This is a genomic window from Pseudomonas sp. PAMC 29040 (assembly GCF_003994535.1).
Lineage (GTDB): Bacteria > Pseudomonadota > Gammaproteobacteria > Pseudomonadales > Pseudomonadaceae > Aquipseudomonas > Aquipseudomonas paraversuta.
Map to the genome: position 1 here is coordinate 469,058 of NZ_RZAA01000003.1, position 17,754 is coordinate 486,811.

17 protein-coding genes and 4 tRNA genes are annotated in these 17,754 nt (G+C 61.0%); 10 read left to right on the forward strand and 11 right to left on the reverse strand.

Annotation, left to right across the window (positions count from 1 at the left end; genetic code table 11):
* Positions 1-153 precede the first annotated feature (153 nt).
* The 3 genes from WG29040_RS07480 (at position 154) to cycA (ending at position 3,888) form a co-directional block, all read left to right on the forward strand.
* Positions 154-831, forward strand: a complete 678-nt coding sequence (locus WG29040_RS07480; RefSeq protein ID WP_003447260.1) for a response regulator — start codon at positions 154-156, stop codon at positions 829-831.
* On the forward strand, positions 828-2,153 hold the full coding sequence (locus WG29040_RS07485; protein WP_029612472.1) for an ATP-binding protein: 1,326 nt from the start codon (positions 828-830) through the stop codon (positions 2,151-2,153). Before WG29040_RS07480 ends, WG29040_RS07485 begins: the two co-directional genes overlap by 4 nt.
* A gap of 328 nt (positions 2,154-2,481) precedes the next feature.
* A complete protein-coding gene (gene cycA, locus WG29040_RS07490) occupies positions 2,482-3,888 on the forward strand; it encodes a D-serine/D-alanine/glycine transporter (protein WP_003447275.1) in 1,407 nt (468 codons plus the stop codon).
* Here cycA and WG29040_RS07495 read toward each other — a convergent pair.
* From WG29040_RS07495 to WG29040_RS07545, 11 genes are all read right to left on the reverse strand, one after another.
* The gene (locus WG29040_RS07495; RefSeq protein WP_127195934.1) at positions 3,885-4,796 is read right to left on the reverse strand and encodes a metal ABC transporter solute-binding protein, Zn/Mn family; all 912 of its coding nucleotides are present in this window, start codon (positions 4,794-4,796) and stop codon (positions 3,885-3,887) included. The genes cycA and WG29040_RS07495 overlap by 4 nt on opposite strands.
* The gene (locus WG29040_RS07500) at positions 4,797-5,696 is read right to left on the reverse strand and encodes a metal ABC transporter permease (RefSeq protein ID WP_127195935.1); all 900 of its coding nucleotides are present in this window, start codon (positions 5,694-5,696) and stop codon (positions 4,797-4,799) included.
* The gene (locus WG29040_RS07505; RefSeq protein ID WP_010656152.1) at positions 5,696-6,448 is read right to left on the reverse strand and encodes a metal ABC transporter ATP-binding protein; all 753 of its coding nucleotides are present in this window, start codon (positions 6,446-6,448) and stop codon (positions 5,696-5,698) included. The genes WG29040_RS07500 and WG29040_RS07505 overlap by 1 nt, the downstream gene beginning before the upstream one ends.
* Positions 6,445-7,377, reverse strand: a complete 933-nt coding sequence (locus WG29040_RS07510; protein WP_010656151.1) for a metal ABC transporter substrate-binding protein — start codon at positions 7,375-7,377, stop codon at positions 6,445-6,447. The genes WG29040_RS07505 and WG29040_RS07510 overlap by 4 nt, the downstream gene beginning before the upstream one ends.
* Before the next feature lie 26 nt (positions 7,378-7,403).
* Positions 7,404-7,958 (reverse strand): DUF6162 family protein, encoded by a 555-nt coding sequence (locus WG29040_RS07515; RefSeq protein WP_127195936.1) that lies wholly within the window; start codon positions 7,956-7,958, stop codon positions 7,404-7,406.
* The gene (locus WG29040_RS07520; protein WP_369826388.1) at positions 7,955-8,260 is read right to left on the reverse strand and encodes a hypothetical protein; all 306 of its coding nucleotides are present in this window, start codon (positions 8,258-8,260) and stop codon (positions 7,955-7,957) included. The genes WG29040_RS07515 and WG29040_RS07520 overlap by 4 nt, the downstream gene beginning before the upstream one ends.
* A 26-nt stretch (positions 8,261-8,286) precedes the next feature.
* Positions 8,287-8,829 carry a hypothetical protein gene (locus tag WG29040_RS07525; RefSeq protein ID WP_003447302.1) on the reverse strand — a complete coding sequence of 181 codons (543 nt, stop codon included), beginning with the start codon at positions 8,827-8,829 and terminating at the stop codon, positions 8,287-8,289.
* Positions 8,826-10,034, reverse strand: a complete 1,209-nt coding sequence (locus tag WG29040_RS07530; protein WP_127195937.1) for a PepSY domain-containing protein — start codon at positions 10,032-10,034, stop codon at positions 8,826-8,828. Before WG29040_RS07530 ends, WG29040_RS07525 begins: the two co-directional genes overlap by 4 nt.
* 214 nt (positions 10,035-10,248) lie before the next feature.
* Positions 10,249-11,193 (reverse strand): siderophore-interacting protein, encoded by a 945-nt coding sequence (locus WG29040_RS07535; protein WP_127195938.1) that lies wholly within the window; start codon positions 11,191-11,193, stop codon positions 10,249-10,251.
* A gap of 115 nt (positions 11,194-11,308) precedes the next feature.
* A complete protein-coding gene (locus WG29040_RS07540; protein WP_003447307.1) occupies positions 11,309-12,634 on the reverse strand; it encodes an Nramp family divalent metal transporter in 1,326 nt (441 codons plus the stop codon).
* Positions 12,635-12,655: 21 nt separating this feature from the next.
* Positions 12,656-13,606 (reverse strand): 2-hydroxyacid dehydrogenase, encoded by a 951-nt coding sequence (locus WG29040_RS07545; protein WP_003447308.1) that lies wholly within the window; start codon positions 13,604-13,606, stop codon positions 12,656-12,658.
* A gap of 202 nt (positions 13,607-13,808) precedes the next feature.
* On the opposite strand from WG29040_RS07545, the gene gltX reads away from it, so the two are divergent.
* The 7 genes from gltX to WG29040_RS07580 all read left to right on the forward strand — a co-directional run bounded on the left by gltX (position 13,809) and on the right by WG29040_RS07580 (position 17,701).
* A complete protein-coding gene (gene gltX, locus WG29040_RS07550; protein WP_003447309.1) occupies positions 13,809-15,290 on the forward strand; it encodes a glutamate--tRNA ligase in 1,482 nt (493 codons plus the stop codon).
* Positions 15,291-15,554: 264 nt separating this feature from the next.
* A tRNA-Ala gene (locus tag WG29040_RS07555) sits at positions 15,555-15,630 on the forward strand.
* Between the two features lie 77 nt (positions 15,631-15,707).
* Positions 15,708-15,783, forward strand: a tRNA-Glu gene (locus tag WG29040_RS07560).
* Positions 15,784-15,833: 50 nt separating this feature from the next.
* Positions 15,834-15,909: transfer RNA gene (locus WG29040_RS07565), tRNA-Ala, on the forward strand.
* Between the two features lie 77 nt (positions 15,910-15,986).
* A tRNA-Glu gene (locus WG29040_RS07570) sits at positions 15,987-16,062 on the forward strand.
* A 171-nt stretch (positions 16,063-16,233) separates the two neighbouring features.
* The gene (locus tag WG29040_RS07575; protein WP_003447310.1) at positions 16,234-16,668 is read left to right on the forward strand and encodes a thioesterase family protein; all 435 of its coding nucleotides are present in this window, start codon (positions 16,234-16,236) and stop codon (positions 16,666-16,668) included.
* 73 nt (positions 16,669-16,741) lie between these two features.
* The gene (locus WG29040_RS07580; protein WP_060691479.1) at positions 16,742-17,701 is read left to right on the forward strand and encodes a tRNA-dihydrouridine synthase; all 960 of its coding nucleotides are present in this window, start codon (positions 16,742-16,744) and stop codon (positions 17,699-17,701) included.
* The last annotated feature ends 53 nt before the right edge of the window (positions 17,702-17,754 follow it).

Below are 17,754 nucleotides of genomic sequence, written 5' to 3' on the forward strand. Positions count from 1 at the left end.
TTAAGCAATCACAAGTGGCGCTACAGTGCTGGCAACCCATTAACTGATTATTAAACGTTGTACAGTCAGTTGGCCCGCCATCGGCCCTTTAACGGCATAATCGGGCCTTAATCCTGTCGCCTTTTAATCGGCCACATTTACGCGGGTATCAGCATGCATGTACTGGTTTGCGAAGATGACGAACTGATCGCCAGCGGCATTGTGGCCGGGCTCACGGCTCAGGGCCTGACGGTGGAGCACGTAGGCACCGCAGCAGCGGCCAGGGCCATGCTCAAAGTGGCGGAGTTCGATGTGATGGTGCTCGACCTCGGCCTGCCGGATGAAGACGGCCTCAAGCTGTTGCAACAGCTGCGTCAGCAAGGCTTCGAGCTGCCGGTACTGGTGCTCACCGCACGGGACTCGGTGACTGACCGGGTCGATGGCCTGCAGGCCGGAGCCGATGATTACCTGCTCAAGCCCTTTGATCTGCGCGAGCTCGCGGCCCGTTTGCACACCCTGTTGCGCCGGGTGGCCGGGCGCAGCGTCAATCTGATCGAGCATGGTCAGCTGAGCTATGACCCCAGCAGCCGCGTGACCCTGCTTGCTGGTCAGCCGGTGGACTTGTCACGCCGGGAGCAGGCGCTGTTGCAAGCCTTGCTGCACAACCGTGGTCGGGTGCTGTCCAGCGAGCAGCTCAAGGACAGCATCTATGGCTTTGGCGACGAACTGGAGAGCAATGCCCTGAACGTACATATCCATCACCTGCGCCGAAAGCTGGGCAATGGCATTGTCGAAACCGTCCGTGGTCTGGGCTATCGCCTGGGCCCGGCCGATGGTGTCGGGCAGCCATGATGAGTATGCGACTGCGTTTGAGCCTGACCATCGGCTCGGCGTTCGTGCTGGTCTGGGCCCTGGCCGCCGCCTGGATGCTCAGCGACCTGCGTCAACAAATGATGTTCTCCCTTGATCAGCGGCTGGTGGCATCGGCGCGGATGGTGGCGGGGTTGCTGGAGCAGCTGCCGCAATTACCGGTCAAAGGCGAGGGCACCCATTTCAGCGCTGAACAACTGACCATTCCGGGTGGCATGGCCTGTCAGGTCAGCTCCCTGCGCGGCGAGATTCTGGCCCGCAGCCACAACAATCCGGACCAGCCGATGCAGTCCGAGGCGGCCGGTTTCCATGATCAGGTAATCGATGGTGCCGTGTGGCGTACTTTCACCCTGGACCGCGGCGATGTACGCATCACCACCGCTGACCGTCAGGTCGAACGCGAAGCGCTGAACCTCTCGGTATTGCTTGCGGCCTCGGTGCCGGTGGGCATGGCGTTGATGGTTTGCCTGCTGTTGTTGTGGCTGGGTATCGGTCAGGGACTGGCGCCTCTCAAGCGCATGCGTGAAGCCTTGATGCGCCGCGATGCCGATTCGTTGCAGCCCTTGCAGATCGAACCGCTGCCCAGTGAACTGAAACCGCTGCTCGACTCCCAGAACCAGCTGTTGTCGCGCATCGCCAAAGCCATCGAGCGCGAGCGTCGCCTCACGGGGGATGCTGCCCATGAACTGCGCAGCCCGCTGACGGCGATCAAGACCCATCTGCAAGTGGCACGCATGACCGAAGGCGCCGCGCGTGACAAGTCCCTGGCCCACGCTGAAGCCGCCACTGACCGCTTGCATCGAACCCTTGAACAATTGCTGCTGCTGGCGCGGGTGGAGGGCAGTTTGTCGTTCGATGACGGTGTGCTGTGTTCGGCCGAGCAGGTGGCACGCCTGGCCATCCACGATGCCGCGAGCGGGGCGGCCGAGCGCATTGACCTGCAACTGCCAGAAGGGTTGCCGGGCACGGCACTGGAGGTGCCTTCGGTACTGGCCATTGCCGCATTGCGCAACCTGTTGGACAACGCCCTGCGTCACACCCCGGCAGATACCCAGGTCGAACTGCAACTGCGGGTTGAGGGCCGCTCGGTGCATTTTGTGGTGCGCGACCACGGGCCGGGCATCCCCCCGCAAACCCTGCAACACATGACCCAGCGCTTCTGGCGCAATGGCAACAGCAACGGCTGTGGCCTGGGGCTGGCCATTGTGCAGGCGATAGTCGAGCGGTGTGGCGGCGACCTGAACTTCGACAGTCGACCGGACGGGTTGCGGGTTGACCTGCGGATGCCGTTGAAAACCCCTTGAGCTGACTATGTGAGCCGGCTTGCCAGCGATATGGGCACCTCGGACTATCTGAACGTGCCGGTGACCCATCGCTGGCAAGCCAGCTCCCACAGGGTAAGGGGCTGGCTTTTTTTCAAGGGTTTTATTGATCTGAATCTTGTCGCTCAGCGATTTTTCTGGAACGATCCCTCCCTCCAATAAACGCCCGGGACAGCGCTTTAACAGGCGCTTGTGCAGTGTTTCAGACGCTGCCAAAGCATGCTCTCAGCCCTTCTTTCAGGCCGATAAACACCGTGTTTATCCGGTTTGCGGACCCCGTAAAAGACCAAGAACTCAAGGTAGAAAAACAATGAAGGATTCAACGCTGAATCACCGACCGGACGGGGAGGAGCCTGAACTCAAACGCAGTCTGTCCAATCGTCATATCCAACTGATCGCCATTGGCGGTGCCATCGGCACCGGCCTGTTCATGGGCTCGGGTAAAACCATCAGCCTGGCCGGCCCCTCGATCATTTTTGTTTATATGATCATCGGCTTCATGCTGTTTTTCGTCATGCGCGCCATGGGCGAACTGTTGCTATCCAACCTCAATTACAAGTCCTTCATTGATTTTTCGGCCGACCTGCTGGGCCCCAGGGCCGGCTATTTCACCGGCTGGACTTACTGGTTTTGCTGGATCGTGACAGGCATTGCCGATGTGATTGCGATTTCCGGCTATACCCAGTTCTGGTTCCCGGACATCCCGCTGTGGTTGCCGGCCATCGCTTGCGTGGCGCTGCTGCTGTCGTTGAATTTGATCACGGTGAAAATGTTCGGTGAACTGGAGTTCTGGTTTGCCATGATCAAGATCGTGGCCATTTGCGCGCTGGTCTGCACCGGCCTGTACATGGTGGTTACCGCTTTCCAGTCGCCGACCGGCAACACCGCCTCGGTGGCCAACCTGTGGAATGACGGCGGCATGTTCCCCCATGGCCTGATGGGCTTTTTCGCCGGGTTTCAGATTGCAGTCTTTGCTTTTGTCGGTATCGAGCTGGTGGGTACAACTGCCGCGGAAACCAAGAACCCTGAACGCAACCTGCCACGGGCGATCAACTCAATTCCGCTGCGCATCATCATGTTTTATGTGTTCGCGCTGATTGCGATCCTGGCCGTTACCCCCTGGCGCGATGTGGTCGCCAACAAAAGCCCCTTCGTCGAACTCTTCATGCTCGCCGGCCTGCCTGCAGCCGCGGGCATCATCAACTTTGTGGTACTGACCTCTGCGGCTTCATCGGCCAACAGCGGGGTGTTCTCCACCAGTCGCATGCTGTTCGGCCTGGCGCTGGAGGGCGAAGCGCCGAGCAAGTTTAAAAATCTTTCCCGACGGGCAGTGCCCTCCAACGGTCTGATCTTTTCCTGCATCTGTTTGCTGGCGGGTGCGCTGGTGATCTATCTGGTGCCGAACCTGATGGACGCGTTCACCTTGATCACCACCGTCTCGGCGACCCTGTTCATGTTTGTCTGGACCATGATCCTGCTGTCCTACCTGGCATATCGCAAAAAAAGCGATCACCTGCACCAGGCATCGCGCTACAAAATGCCGGGCGGCAAGTTGATGGTCTGGGTTTGCCTGACCTTCTTTGTCTTCATCCTGGTACTGCTGGCCCTTGAGGACGACACCCGGCAGGCGCTGTATATGGTGCCGGTATGGTTTGTGGTACTGGGCCTGGCCTACCGCTCTGTACGGCGCAACAAGATGCTGACCCAGGACCGCTAGTCTGCAGTCGTTGTCAGTACTTTCACAATTGCGTCGATGTTGCCTTGCAGTTCCGCCACCGGATCGGCGCCATCGGCGCTGACCACCACCAGTTCACTGCCGCCTTCGGTCACCGCAGCCTGCAACGCTGCGGACGCCGGGCGGTGATCCAGTACCAGGGCTACGTCATTGTCCTCAAGGGTCTGGCTCAAGGCCTTGAGTGCCTCGGGCGTCCATGGCTCATCGCCTTTGTGGTGTACCTCGACACGCTCCAGGTTGAGCCCGCCAATCAAGTACTCCAGGCGGTCCGACAAGCTCACCACGCTCAAGTTGTCGGCCCCGGCCAGTCTGGCTTCGCTATCGGCGCTGAGTTTGAGCAGACGCTGTTTGAGGCTCGCCAGATTGGCTTCAATTTGCCCTTTGGCGGACGGCGCCAGGCGCACCAGGTCTGCCGCGATCACGTCAGCCATTCGTCCCATATTGTTACTGGCCAGCCAGGGCTGACTGTTCAGCCCGTCGGGGTGATTGCCCGGCTGCAGGGCGATGCCTGGCAGGCTGCCGTCCACCGGGCGGGCGGCGTCGACCTCAACGATGCGGATATTGCTGCGCCGCGCCATGGGGTAGAGCGGGTCGTCGCTCCACACCGAGCGCAGACCGATCACCGCATCGGCATTGAGCGCCAGCTGGTGCAGGGCCGATGCGCCGCGACCGCTGAAGTAAGCGCTTTGGCGACTGCCGGGCAAGTTGGCCGCCGCCGCCCGTTCCAGGGCGATGTTGCTGTCCTTGACCAGCAGTTGGCCCAGCCCGTAGGTAATCGGCAGGCTGGCGAGGATTCGCAGCGGCGCGCCGCTCGTGTCGGCCGCCTGCAGCGGGGTGCTGAGCAGGCCGGTGATGGCCAGTGCCAGAGTCAGTTTGCGTAGGCTAGACATTTATCCAATATTCCCTTTCAGGCTGGGTACCACGCCACGGGCGATGGCTGCCAGGGCGAAAGCAATACCGGCCACCAGAATGATCGCGGCGCCGGACGGAATGGGCAGGTCGAACACGATGGGCAGCAAGATGCCGCACAAGGTACTGAGGGTTGCGATCAACACCGAAATCCAGAAAAAACCTTTCAGTGACTGGCTGAGCAAGCGTGCCGCCGCCGCCGGAATCACCAGCAGGGCGCCCACCAGAATGGCCCCGATCACCTTGACCGCCGCGACGGTAATCAGGGTCACCAGAATCACGAACAGATAGTCCAGGGTCTTGACCGCCACCCCGCGTACGGCAGCCAGTTGCGGGTTGAAACTGGCGAGCATGATGCGGTTGTACAGCGTCAGACTCAGGCCAAGAACCAGCGCGCCGACTATGGCCAGCACCAGCAGGTCGTTGCCGTTGACCGTCAATACCGAGCCAAACAACACGTTTTCGAGGATGTGCACGTTGATCTTGCCCGCCAGAATCAGCAGCAGGCTGGCACCCAGTGCCAGGGACACCGAGAGGAACACCCCGATCAGCGTGTCGGGGGCCAGGCCGGTGCGGTTGCGCAGGTAATTGAGTGAAATGCCGAACAGCAGGCAATAGCCGAACAGGCTGCCATAAGGGCCGGTATAGGGTTCGCCGAGCAATATGCCGATGGCCACCCCCGTCAGCGCAGCATGGCCTACGGCTTCGGAGAAAAAGGCGAAACGCTTGACCACCACCAGCGTACCGAGGCCGCCCAGCACCGGGCCGATCAGCAACCCGGCAAGCACGGCGTTGACCACAAAACCGTAGGCCAGAACCTCTGGCAGATACCCGGCCGAAGCCCAGCCCTGAACCATCAGACGGAATGCTTCGTAGCTCATCAAAGGGTGCTCCCGCGGGTTGCTGGATGGGTCGAAAACAGGCTCAGCAAGCGCTCCGGGCTGAGGGTTTGTTCCGGTGGGCCATCGAACAGCACCTGGCGATTAAGCCCGGTGACGCGATCGGCCAGACGCTTGACGGCCGCCAGGTCGTGCTCGATCCACAGTACCGTCACCCCGCTGGCGCGCCAGTGCGCCAGCAAGCGTTCAAAGACCCGGGCCCCGGCTTCATCCAGGGCCGACATCGGTTCATCCAGAACCAGCAGTTGCGGGGCCGGAATCAGCCCCTGGGCCAACAACACGCGCTGGCGCTCACCACCGGACAACGCGCCCATGCGCCGCTTGCGCTTGTCCTGCATGCCCACTCGCTCCAGTGCCTCGCCAATGGCCGGAGCGACCTTGGGCGACAGTCCCATAAAGGCCGGGCGCCGCTGGCACATGGCAGCCATAAAGTCGTCGACGGTCATCGGCAAGCCGCGATCAAACTCCAGTGCCTGGGGCACGTAGCCGATCAGCCCCGGCTCACCGGGCCAGTTCAGGCCCAGGCGGCCCTGGTGCGGCATTTGCCCGAGCAGGGTTTTGATCAGCGAGCTTTTGCCGCCGCCGTTGGGGCCGACCAGTGCATGCACGCTGGCGGGGCGAATGCTGAAGCTGACCTGGTCGAGGATCAGGGTGCGCCCCAGGGTCAGGGACACTTGATCAAACTCGATTCCGGGCCCGCTGGCGGTAACACTCAGGTGTTCGGCGGCACTCATGCTCCGGCCTCCTGGATGGCCCTGACCACGGTGTCGAGGTTGCCGGTCATTTCTTTTTCGTACTTGTCGGCGCTGTAGTCGCCATAGGAAATATGCGACAGCGGGTACAGCCTGACCCCGGACTCGCGTTGAATGGTGTCGACATAGCTGGACGGGAAATCCATCTCGGAGAAGATCACTTTCACATCCAGATCCCGCAGTTGATCGATGGTTTTCTTCAGCTGGCTGGGGCTTGGCTCGATGCCGTGCGCCGGTTCGACCACGGCGGTGACTTCAAGGCCGAATTCGCGCAGCAGGTAGTCATAGGCGGCGTGCACCGTGGCCACCCGCAAGTCAGCGTTGGGTGCCTCGGTCAGCTTGGCCAGTGCGTCAGCGCGCATCTGGCGCAGGCGTTTGCCGTAGGCGCGGGCATTGGCGGTGTAGGTTTTGGCGTTGGCCGGGTCGAGCTTGCCCAGTTCGCGGGCGATGTTATTGACCTGGGCAATCGAGGCGCTGATCGAGAGGAAGGTGTGGGGGTTGACCACCTTGCCTGCGCCTCGCGCAGCGTTGCCGGTGGCGGCCAGCAGCGGCACATTCTGGTTGGCTTCGATGACCGCGATCTGGGGTTTTTCGCTGGCTGCAATCATGCGGTCGGCGAAGTCGTCATGCCCCACGCCATTGAGCACAATCACATCCAGTGTGCCGATGCGTTTGATGTCTTCGGCTCGGGGCTCGTAGGCATGGGGGTTGAAACCGGCGGGAATCAGCGGCACCACTTCGGCCTTGTCGCCGACGATATTGGCCACGTAGCTGTAATAGGGATGCAGGGTGATGCCGATGCGCAGCGGTTTGGCCAGCGGGGCGTCGGCAGCTGCCAGGGGGGTAATGCAAAAGGCCAACAGGCCGGCCAGCAGCAGGCTGCGGCGGCGCAAAACAGATGCAATGGACATGACAAGCCTCAGGTAAAACGGTGGGTTCAGTGCCGATGCTGGCGAGTAACCCCGGCATCGAACTGCGCGATCACTTGCTGCCAGCCGCTGCGGTTCAGGGCGGCATCGCTGAAGTCGGTCGGGGCGCTGGCGCCGGGATTGCGGTTTAGCCACACATCCGGGTCGGTGCCTATGCGCAGCAAAAACGAGCCCGCCACCCCAGGGTCGGGACTGATGCCCAGATAGGCTTTATCCCCCAGCAATTGCCAGGCGTGGCTGCCCCGGCTGACGGAGCTGGCATCGATGGCAAAGGGCGCAAAGCCTTCTGCGCCCAGTTGCTCGGGGTGTGCCAGGGCGCCGGACTCTTCACTGAGCAGCAGAATCTCGTCCAGGGTCACTCGCAGGTCGGCGTAGATGCCCTGTTCGGCGGCGTTCAGATCCCGCCGTGCATCCAGCTGGTGGGCGGCCACTGCAGTCACTTCCAGGGATTCATGACGCCAGGCCACCACTGAGCCGGCCACGACCAGAATCAGCAGGCACAAGAGCAACACATACAGGGTTTCATGCCCGGCCCCTTCGGGGCGTACGACTTGAGTAGTCATGGGGTCTCGATATCGGCTTGATCGATTTCAACGATGTGCCCGGGTCCCGCGTCGAACAGCACGTAAAACTCGGCATCCGGGCGCTTGAAGGTCATGCTCGAGTCCGGCCCCAGCTTGCCCGGTACCAGGATGGTCTCGTCGTAGCCGATCACATCCAGGGTCACTCCCGGCGCGCCGCTGCCATCGGAAAACCCGCCGGTACAGCGGATTTGCCCGTCTTCGACGCTTTTGCACTCGCACATCGGGTTGTGGGCCAGGGCCTGGCCGCTGAGGCCCAGCAAAGCCAGGAGCCCGGCTGTCATGGCCGGGCGTATGAACAGTCGCGAATTCATTGTTTAGCACCTCGTTGGGCCAGCCAGGCCATGGTTGCCGGGGAAGCCTGACTCAGGGGAATGGATGCCTGATGCATCGAGCCGTCCCACCCTTCAAGGGTGATCCACAGCTCGGCGTCGGCCCTGGTCCGCTCGGGGATCGGCAGCGTGGCGCCCATGCGATACGGCGTACCGAAGAAAATCACCCCGGCGGCCCGCAGGCTGCGCGGCTTGCCAATGCGCAGGTAAGCAGCCTTGACCTGATCGATGGAGCTGTCGCTCAGCGCCGCGTTAAAGCTCTTCATGTAGCCTGCCGGGCCATCGGGGCGCGGGCCTTCATTGCGCAGTTCAGCCAGTTGCAGGCTCCACGGCCCTACCTGCACCGTGCCCACGTCACGCTCGCCCAGGCCGCTGTCACCCCGGAACAGCGAAGCATCGGCAAAGTATTTGGGCATAAACCCCAGCGGCACCAACAGCAGCAGGATGTTTATGTGAAAGCGCCATTTGTGCCACAGCCGGCTCAGGGTGGAAGGGGGCTGTGCAGTCACTGTCTTGCTCATGCATTGGCCTCTGCGGGTTGTTTTTTATGGGAGCTGGCGGCCAGGCTTGCTGCCGGGCGCGGGGATTTATGGCTGCGTTTAAGGGCGTTGGCGGTGGCCAGTGCGGTCCGTTTGGTCCAGATCAGCAGGCCGCTCAACACCATCATGCTCAGCACCAGGCCGAAGAAGAACCAGATCAGCTTGACCCACAGGCCGCCGAAGTCGCCGGTGTGCAGCGGCCGCATCGACTCGGTTACCAGTTCCAGGCCGGAGCGGTCGGCGATCATCCGCGAGCCTTCAATCGCGCCGTTGTACGGGTTGATTTCGGCGGTCTGGAACAGCAGCGGATACCAGCCCGGGCCGCCCACTTCAATATGGCCGTAGGCATTGCCCGGCAAGCTGACAAAGCTGGCTTCGAAGCCGGGAATTTTTTCCGCGGCAATCTTCACTGCCTGGTCGAGGCTGATCTGCGGTGCGGGCTGACCGTTGGCCATGATCGGCACATCCTGGCGCGCCACCACGGGGGGGATGCCTTCCGTGGAGATGGAGATCTGGTTATCAAACAGAAAGGCCTGAATCAGAAACCACAGGCCGGTGATGGAAATCACTGCAATAAACCAGATCGACCAGACGCCGCACAGGCGATGGAAGTCGCCCCAGAAAATCCGTGCCCCATGTTTGAAGCGCAGATTGGGTTTGAAAAAACCTTTCCAGAACTTCTTGTAGACCACCAGCCCGGTCACCAGCGATGCCAGCAATGGCAGGCCGAGAAACGACACCAGGTACCAGCCCCAGCTGTAGCCATTGGTAAAGGGCACCAGCCACCAGCCGTGCAGGGCCCGGGTGAATTGTTTGAAGTTGAAACTCGGGCTTTCGCCCTGGATGGCGCCGGTGTACGGGTTGATGTATAGCGAAGGCGAGCGCCCGTCCGGGTAGACCACGTCGGCCACCAGTGCGAAATGCGATTCATCGGGACGGCTGATGGACTGCACTGCCAGTTTCGGTTCGGCCTGGTGAATCGCGCTCAGTACCTGCTCGTAAGTGAGCAGTGGCGCATCATCTGACGGTTGGCTGGCGCGGGCTTCAGGGGTGGCCAGCCACACTATCTCCTGGCTGACTACGGCCAGGGTGCCGGTGACACAGACAATCAGGACAAAAAACCAGATGGGCAGGGTTAGCCAACTGTGGACCAGGAACCAGAGCTTTGAACGGGATTTTTTGGACATGGGAAACGACTAACTCGCAGCTGGGCGGGTACTTGATCGCTATTGAGAAGCGATTGCTTATCCATGTAGGACGGATGAGCCGCGGAAAACCCGAACCCCGAGTTGTAATAAATTATTTCTCCGGCCTCTTCCTGTAGCAGCGAGCTTGCTCGCGAGCCGTGTAAATGCCACTGAAGAGCTCGTGAGCAAGCTCGCTCCTACAGGTGTTTGGGGGTTACTCCAGGGAGCGTCCGAGTTTCCAGTACCCCATCAAGGTCAGGCTTTTGCGATCCAGCCCGCATTCATTAATGAAAAACCGCCGGATCGTCATCACTGCTGCCGATTCACCGGCGACCCAGGCATAAAACTCGCTCTGTTTGGCGCTGGCCCGTTCCCACAGGAGCTGGGTGGTCAGGTCGGGCTCTTCGAGTTCGCCCCCGGGTTTTGTTCTGATCAGCGGCAAACTGGCCAGTTCGCGGGCAGCCAGGGTCATGCCGTCGCCGTGCTGCTTGCCGAGGCTGGCGCGGGGCAGCCAGTGGATTTTGGCCTTTGGGCCGCACAACAGGGGCTGGCAGTCCGACTCCTGGGGAACCTCGATAAAGGCTTGCACCTTGGGCGGGTCCGGGTTCAGGGCGAGCTGTTCGAGAATTCCGGCAATCGCCGGCAGGGCGGTTTCGTCGCCGATCAACAGCACTTGGCGCACGCCTTCTGGGGGCTGCCATTCATAACCGCCGGGGTCGGCGGCATAGGCTCCATTGGGAGCAACGATTTGCAGGCGGTCGCCGGGTGTTGCATGGGTGGCCCAGCGCGAGGCGGGACCGGTTTCGCCGTGCAGGACGAAGTCGATGTCCAGCTCGCAGGTTTCCGGGCGCAGATTGCGAATGGTGTAGGTGCGCATTGGCGCAGCGCACTGCGCACTCGCTTGGCGCCGTGCGGCTTGCCAGTCGCCATGTCTGGGCAGGTTGGGGGGCGTGCCATTGGCGCTCGGGAAAAACAGCTTGACCCGTTGATCCGGCCCCAGCGTGCGCATCAACCCCACATCGCTGCCGCTGAACACAAAGCGCTTGAGCGAAGGGCTCAAGGCAATGCTGTACTTGAGCCGGATATCGAACAGCTGGTAACCGGCGGGTTTACTGAGTCGTTTACGCAGGGATTGCACCAGCGTGGTGGCAACGGACATGGCAGCGCCTAAATAAACAGGAGTCATTAGATAGAACGACCCGTGCTGCGCTCAATTTAAAGGCTGATATCGAGTGGCCTGCATCGCAGACTGGCCAGCGATGCAGGAGGGCTGTTCAAGCCCCGAAGCTGAGCTGCGCGATCAGCCAGATATTGGCGCAACTGATCACGGCAAACAGGAACCAGGCCAGCAGCCGGGTCGGCAGGCGGTTGGTGAACGGCCCCATGAGTTTCTCGTCGCCGGTCATGCGGATCAGCGGGTACAGGGCAAACGGCAATTGCAGGCTGAGTACCACCTGGCTGAGGATCAGCAGTTTGCCAACGGCGTCGTCCCCCATCAGCCAGACCCCGAGAAATGCCGGGATCAGTGCCAGGCCACGGGTGATCAAACGGCGCTGCCAGCAGGGAATCCGCAAGTCCAGATACCCTTCCATGATGACCTGGCCGGCGATGGTGCCGGTGAAGGTCGAGCTTTGCCCGGAGGCCAGCAGTGCCACGCCGAACAGGACACTGGCCATGGCGCCGCCCACCAGCGGGTCGAGCATGCGGTAGGCGTCCTGGATCTCGACCACGTCGCTGTGGCCGGTTTGGTGAAAGGCCGCTGCGGCCAGGATCAGAATCGCGGCGTTGACCAGCAGCGCCAGGGCCAGTGAACCGATGGTGTCGATGCGCGACAGGCGCACGGCGTCCAGTTTGCTGGCGTAATCGGTGCCCGTCAGGCGGGTCTGCACGATGGAACTGTGCAGGTACAGGTTGTGCGGCATGACGGTGGCGCCAATGATGCCGATCGCAATGTACAGCGGTGCCGCCTCGCTGATCGCTGACAGGGACGGTTTGAAACCTTCGAAAACGTCCGGCCAGTAAGGTTTGATCAGCAGCAGTTCGACAAAAAAGCACATGCCTATGGTCAGCACCAATGCCAGCATGATCGCTTCCAGGCGGCGGAAGCCTTTGCCTTGCAGGGCCAGGATCAACAGGGTGTCGAAGGCGGTGAGGGCGATGCCGAAGGTCATCGAACAGCCCAGCAGTAAATGGAAGGCCAGTGCACAGCCGAGCACTTCGGCCAGATCGGTGGCGATGATTGAAATTTCTGCCAGTACCCACTGGGCCCGTGCCGAGCGCTTGCTATAGCGTTCGCGGCACAGTTGCGCCAGGTCGCGGCCGGTGGCGATGCCCAGCCGTGAACACAGGCACTGCACCGCCATGCCTGCAAGGCTGGCCAGCAGGACCACGAACAGCAAGTTGTAGCCGTAACGCGAGCCCGCCTCGATGGCGGTGGCCCAGTTGCCCGGGTCCATGTAGCCAATGCTGATCAGCAGCCCGGGACCGGCAAAGCGCAATGCGCGTTTCCAGAATGGCGCCCTGGCATCCACGGGAACGCTGCCGCTGACCTCGGGAGGGCAGAAGGGCGCAGTGGCGATTTTCGGCAGGCTGAATTTCAAGCGCGGGCTCCGCTGTCATGGTCAAAGAGGCGCAGGCAAGCCCACGGGCGTCAGTACCGGTTGCCCGGAAAAAAATGCCACCAGGTTGTTAACGACCATCTGCACCGTGCCTTTAGCCGCTTCTGGCGATTGACCGCCCATGTGCGGGGTCATCACCACATTGCCCAAGGTCTTGAACGCATCCGGGACCTGGGGTTCGTGATCGAATACATCGAGCCCGGCCCCGGCAATTTGGCCGCTGCTCAGCGCAGCGATCAGGGCATCGGTGTCTACGACACTGGCGCGGGAAATATTGATCAGGTAGCCGTCGGGTCCCAGGGCATCGAGCACCGGGCCGTTGACCAGATGCCGGGTGTCGCTGCCGCCCGGAGTGGCCACTATCAGGAAGTCCACGGCGCCGGCCAGTTCGGTCAGGCTGGCGCACCAGGTGTAGGGTGTGTCGGGGCGGGGCTGGCGGTTGTGGTAGCTGACACTCATGTCAAAACCGTTGGCGGCGCGTTTGGCGATGGCTTGCCCTACGGCGCCCAGCCCCAGGATGCCCATGCGCTTGCCGGCGAGGGACGGCAAGCGCAGTTTGTTCCATTCGCCACGACGGATGCCGGCATCGGCCTGGGGGATGCCGCGTACCAGTGACAGCAGGAGCGCCATGGCATGGTCGGCCACCGACGAGGCGTTGGCCCCGGCGCCGTTGGTCACGGTGATTCCCCGGTTACTGGCAGCCTGCAAGTCCACTTGCTCATAGCCGGCGCCGATCACGCAGATGATCTTGAGCAAGGGCAGGGCGGCCATCTCTTCGCCAGACAAACCCAGGGGGCCGCGGGTCAGCACTGCGTCGATGCGTGCCCCATGGCTGGCAATGGCTTCGGCGCGGCTGAGGGGAGTGGGGGCAAGGATCAGCTCAAAACCTTCGCTTTCGAGCAATGGCAGGTAATCGTTAACCGTTTCAACCAGCACCAGTACTACTCGGGACATTGGGCGTCTCCAGTCAGGGGGATCGAGGATGGGCCGAGATTAGCACCCCTGCCGGTGGGGTTTCCCCGTATCAATTCGATACAAAGGCTCTATTCGCGCTTTTTTCCGCCCTGTGGCGTCACCGGTCAGTCCCGCGCTGGAGCCGGGCAGGGTCGGCCTGTTACCATTCGCCCTTTGTTTTATCTCTACTTCGAGACCGCCCATGACCACCGTTCGCACGCGCATTGCGCCATCGCCTACCGGCGACCCCCACGTCGGCACCGCTTACATCGCTTTGTTCAACTACTGCTTTGCCAAGCAGCATGGCGGCGAGTTCATCCTGCGGATCGAAGATACCGACCAGTTGCGTTCGACCCGCGAGTCCGAGCAGCAGATCTACGACGCCTTGCGCTGGCTGGGTATCACCTGGAGCGAAGGCCCGGATGTTGGCGGCCCCCACGGTCCTTACCGGCAGAGCGAGCGCAGCGAGATCTACCAGAAGTACACCCAGCAGCTGGTGGACATGGGGCACGCGTTTCCGTGCTTCTGCACCAGCGAAGAACTGGACCAGATGCGCGCCGAGCAAATGGCCAAGGGTGAAACCCCGCGCTACGACGGTCGTGCGTTGCTGTTGTCCAAAGAAGAAGTGGCCAGCCGCCTGGCTGCCGGCGAACCCCATGTAATCCGCATGAAGGTGCCGACTGAAGGTGTATGCGTGGTTCCGGACCTGCTGCGCGGTGACGTCGAGATCCCGTGGGATCGCATGGACATGCAAGTACTGATGAAGACCGACGGTCTGCCGACGTACTTCCTGGCCAACGTGGTGGATGACCACCTGATGGGCATCACCCACGTGCTGCGTGGTGAAGAATGGCTGCCGTCGGCTCCCAAGCTGATCCTGCTGTACGAGTACTTTGGCTGGGAGCAACCGCAGTTGTGCTACATGCCGCTGCTGCGTAACCCGGACAAGAGCAAGCTGTCCAAGCGCAAGAACCCGACTTCGGTGACGTTCTACGAGCGCATGGGTTTCATGCCTGAAGCCATGCTCAACTATCTGGGCCGTATGGGCTGGTCGATGCCGGACGAGCGCGAGAAGTTTTCGCTGCAGGAAATGGTCGATAACTTCGATCTGTCCCGGGTCTCGCTGGGCGGGCCGATCTTCGATGTCGAGAAGCTGTCCTGGCTCAACGGTCAGTGGTTGCGCGATCTGCCGCTGGAAGAGTTTGCCAGCCGCGTTCAGCAATGGGCGTTGAATCCTGAGTACATGATGAAGATCGCGCCGCTGGTGCAGGGTCGTGTTGAAACCTTCAGCCAGATCGCACCATTGGCCGGGTTCTTCTTCGCCGGTGGCCTGCAGCTGGATGCCAAGCTGTTTGAGCACAAGAAGCTGTCCAACGAACAAGTGCGCCAGTTGATGCAATTGATTCTGTGGAAGCTCGAAAGCCTGCGTCAGTGGGAAAAAGACCCGATTACCGGCTGTATTCAAGCGGTGGTCGAGTCTCTGGGGCTGAAGCTGCGCGATGCGATGCCGCTAATGTTCGCTTCGATCACTGGCCAGGCCAGCTCGGTGTCGGTACTGGATGCCATGGAGATCCTGGGACCGGACCTGACCCGTTTCCGTCTGCGCCAGGCGCTGGATCTGCTGGGCGGCGTGTCGAAGAAAGAAAACAAAGAGTGGGAAAAGCTGTTTAACGCGATTGGCTGATCCTGGGTTATCTGTGGTGGCTGCCGCAGGCTGCGACGGGTTGCGCAGCAGCCTCCGGTGCTGTGGTGGTCCTGCTGACCCACCGCAGCCTGGGGCAGCGACTACAAGTTTTACTCTCAGGAGCCGTGTTTTCGGGGGTAGAAGGGTAAGTGGTTGTTCTCACGGCAAATTTTTTTAAAAAAGTTTGAAAATAAGTTTGACAGCCTACCCTTCCAGTCTTAATATGCGCCCCGTCCACACAGCAACACGTAACAGTGACTGTCTGGGGCTATAGCTCAGCTGGGAGAGCGCCTGCATGGCATGCAGGAGGTCAACGGTTCGATCCCGTTTAGCTCCACCAAATTTACAGTTCAATGCCTGGCCACACCGGCATTGAATCGATCAGCACTCAGCGCTGATCAGTGTTAGAAGGTTTGTGTCCCCTTCGTCTAGTGGCCTAGGACACCGCCCTTTCACGGCGGTAACAGGGGTTCGAGTCCCCTAGGGGACGCCAGTTTTACAGAAGCATCACGCAAGTGTTGCTCCGCCGCCAGGCGATAAATCGGGGCTATAGCTCAGCTGGGAGAGCGCCTGCATGGCATGCAGGAGGTCAACGGTTCGATCCCGTTTAGCTCCACCAATTTACAGTTCAAGGTCTGGCCACACCGGCCTTGAATCGATCACTGCTTAGCAGTGATCACTGTTAGAAGGGTTTGTGTCCCCTTCGTCTAGTGGCCTAGGACACCGCCCTTTCACGGCGGTAACAGGGGTTCGAGTCCCCTAGGGGACGCCACGATTACCCGCTCTGCGGGATTTATAAGGGTCATTCGGTTATTGAATGGCCCTTTTGTTTGTCTGCGATTTGGCAAAACTCCGACCTTTTCCCTTCGTCTGTATCCGCCCGCGCCTTCGTGCTGACCGGGTGCGTTACACTGCGGCCTTCATTCGCGTATGGAGAGACGGCATGAGTTGGGATCTGGCAACGCCATTCATCATTGATCTGCAAGTGCAGGCCGACGATATTGACGGGTTTGGCCATGCCAATAACGCTGCCTATGTGGTGTGGCTGGAACGTTGTGCCTGGCGGCATTCGCAGCGTCTGGGGCTGGACCTGAGTGCCTATCGTCGTCTCGACCGGGCAATGGCCGTGGCCCGCCATGAGATCGATTATCTGGCCAGCGCCTATGAAGGTGACGAGTTGCAACTGGCAACCTGGATTGTCGATTGTGACAAGCGCCTGCGCATGACCCGGCACTTTCAGCTGGTGCGCCCTTGCGATGGCGTAACCCTGCTGCGCGCACAAACCACCTTTGTCTGCATCGAACTGTCTACCGGCAAGGCCAAGCGCCTGCCGCCCGAGTTTCTGGAAGGTTATGGCCCGGCGGTCGTAACGGCCTGACAAGGGCGACAGCCTGATACCCGTTGGCCCCGGAACCCCGTAAACTGCCGCACGTTTTTTATGAGAGTCACCCATGCAAATTGCTTTGGCGCCGATGGAGGGGTTGGTCGACAACATCCTGCGTGATGTCCTGACCCGCACCGGCGGTATTGATTGGTGCGTCACCGAATTTATCCGGGTCACCGAACGTGTATTGCCAGAGGCGTACTTTCACAAGTTCGCCCCCGAACTCCAGCACGGCGCCAAAACCCGCGCCGGCGTGCCGCTGCGTGTGCAGTTGCTGGGCTCTGATCCGGCCTGTCTGGCGGATAACGCGGCATTGGCCTGTGAGTTGGGGTCAGGGGTGATTGACCTCAATTTCGGCTGCCCGGCCAAAACCGTGAACAAGTCCCGGGGCGGGGCAGTGTTGCTCAAAGAGCCCGAATTGCTGCATGCGATTTTGTTGCAGGTGCGGCGCACGGTGCCAGCGCATATCCCGGTCACGGCCAAGATGCGGCTGGGCTTCGATACGCCTGACAGTGCCAATGAGTGCGCGATTGCCCTCGCCGAAGGGGGCGCCAGCCAGATCGTGGTGCATGCCCGGACCAAGATGGATGGCTACAAGCCGCCAGCGCACTGGGAATACATTGCCCAGGTGCAAGACGCGGTCAAGGTGCCGGTGTTTGCCAATGGCGATATCTGGTCGGTTGAAGACTGGCGCCGCTGCCGCGAAATCAGCGGGGCCGAGGACATCATGCTCGGTCGCGGACTGGTATCGCGTCCCGACCTGGCCCGGCAAATTGCTGCTGCAAAAGCCGGTGAAGAGGTGGTCGAAATGACCTGGGCCGACCTGCAGCCCATGATTCGCGACTTTTGGGCCCAGGCCGAGGCTCAGTTGACCCCGCGTTCCGCCCCTGGGCGGCTCAAGCAATGGCTGGCCATGCTAACCCGCAATTACCCCGAAGCCATGGTGCTGTTCAATGCCATGCGCCGCGAAACCGATTGTGAAAAGGTCAGGCATCTGGTCAATAACCCGCCTTCGGACGCTGCCTGACACGGCAAAAAAAATTCAAAAAAAACCCTTGAAATGCGTTTGGCGGTCCCTAT

Bases quoted from the DNA above. Each gene is read 5' to 3' on its own strand.
- WG29040_RS07535 (WP_127195938.1), bottom strand. From the start codon at position 11,193: ATGTCCGTTGCCACCACGCTGGTGCAATCCCTGCGTAAACGACTCAGT.
- cycA (WP_003447275.1), top strand. From the start codon at position 2,482: ATGAAGGATTCAACGCTGAATCACCGACCGGACGGGGAGGAGCCTGAA.
- WG29040_RS07545 (WP_003447308.1), bottom strand. From the start codon at position 13,606: ATGTCCCGAGTAGTACTGGTGCTGGTTGAAACGGTTAACGATTACCTG.
- WG29040_RS07575 (WP_003447310.1), top strand. From the start codon at position 16,234: ATGAGTTGGGATCTGGCAACGCCATTCATCATTGATCTGCAAGTGCAG.
- WG29040_RS07485 (WP_029612472.1), top strand. From the start codon at position 828: ATGATGAGTATGCGACTGCGTTTGAGCCTGACCATCGGCTCGGCGTTC.
- WG29040_RS07580 (WP_060691479.1), top strand. From the start codon at position 16,742: ATGCAAATTGCTTTGGCGCCGATGGAGGGGTTGGTCGACAACATCCTG.
- WG29040_RS07515 (WP_127195936.1), bottom strand. From the start codon at position 7,958: ATGACTACTCAAGTCGTACGCCCCGAAGGGGCCGGGCATGAAACCCTG.
- gltX (WP_003447309.1), top strand. From the start codon at position 13,809: ATGACCACCGTTCGCACGCGCATTGCGCCATCGCCTACCGGCGACCCC.
- WG29040_RS07520 (WP_369826388.1), bottom strand. From the start codon at position 8,260: ATGACAGCCGGGCTCCTGGCTTTGCTGGGCCTCAGCGGCCAGGCCCTG.
- WG29040_RS07480 (WP_003447260.1), top strand. From the start codon at position 154: ATGCATGTACTGGTTTGCGAAGATGACGAACTGATCGCCAGCGGCATT.
- WG29040_RS07505 (WP_010656152.1), bottom strand. From the start codon at position 6,448: ATGAGTGCCGCCGAACACCTGAGTGTTACCGCCAGCGGGCCCGGAATC.
- WG29040_RS07525 (WP_003447302.1), bottom strand. From the start codon at position 8,829: ATGAGCAAGACAGTGACTGCACAGCCCCCTTCCACCCTGAGCCGGCTG.
- WG29040_RS07500 (WP_127195935.1), bottom strand. From the start codon at position 5,696: ATGAGCTACGAAGCATTCCGTCTGATGGTTCAGGGCTGGGCTTCGGCC.
- WG29040_RS07530 (WP_127195937.1), bottom strand. From the start codon at position 10,034: ATGTCCAAAAAATCCCGTTCAAAGCTCTGGTTCCTGGTCCACAGTTGG.
- WG29040_RS07510 (WP_010656151.1), bottom strand. From the start codon at position 7,377: ATGTCCATTGCATCTGTTTTGCGCCGCCGCAGCCTGCTGCTGGCCGGC.
- WG29040_RS07495 (WP_127195934.1), bottom strand. From the start codon at position 4,796: ATGTCTAGCCTACGCAAACTGACTCTGGCACTGGCCATCACCGGCCTG.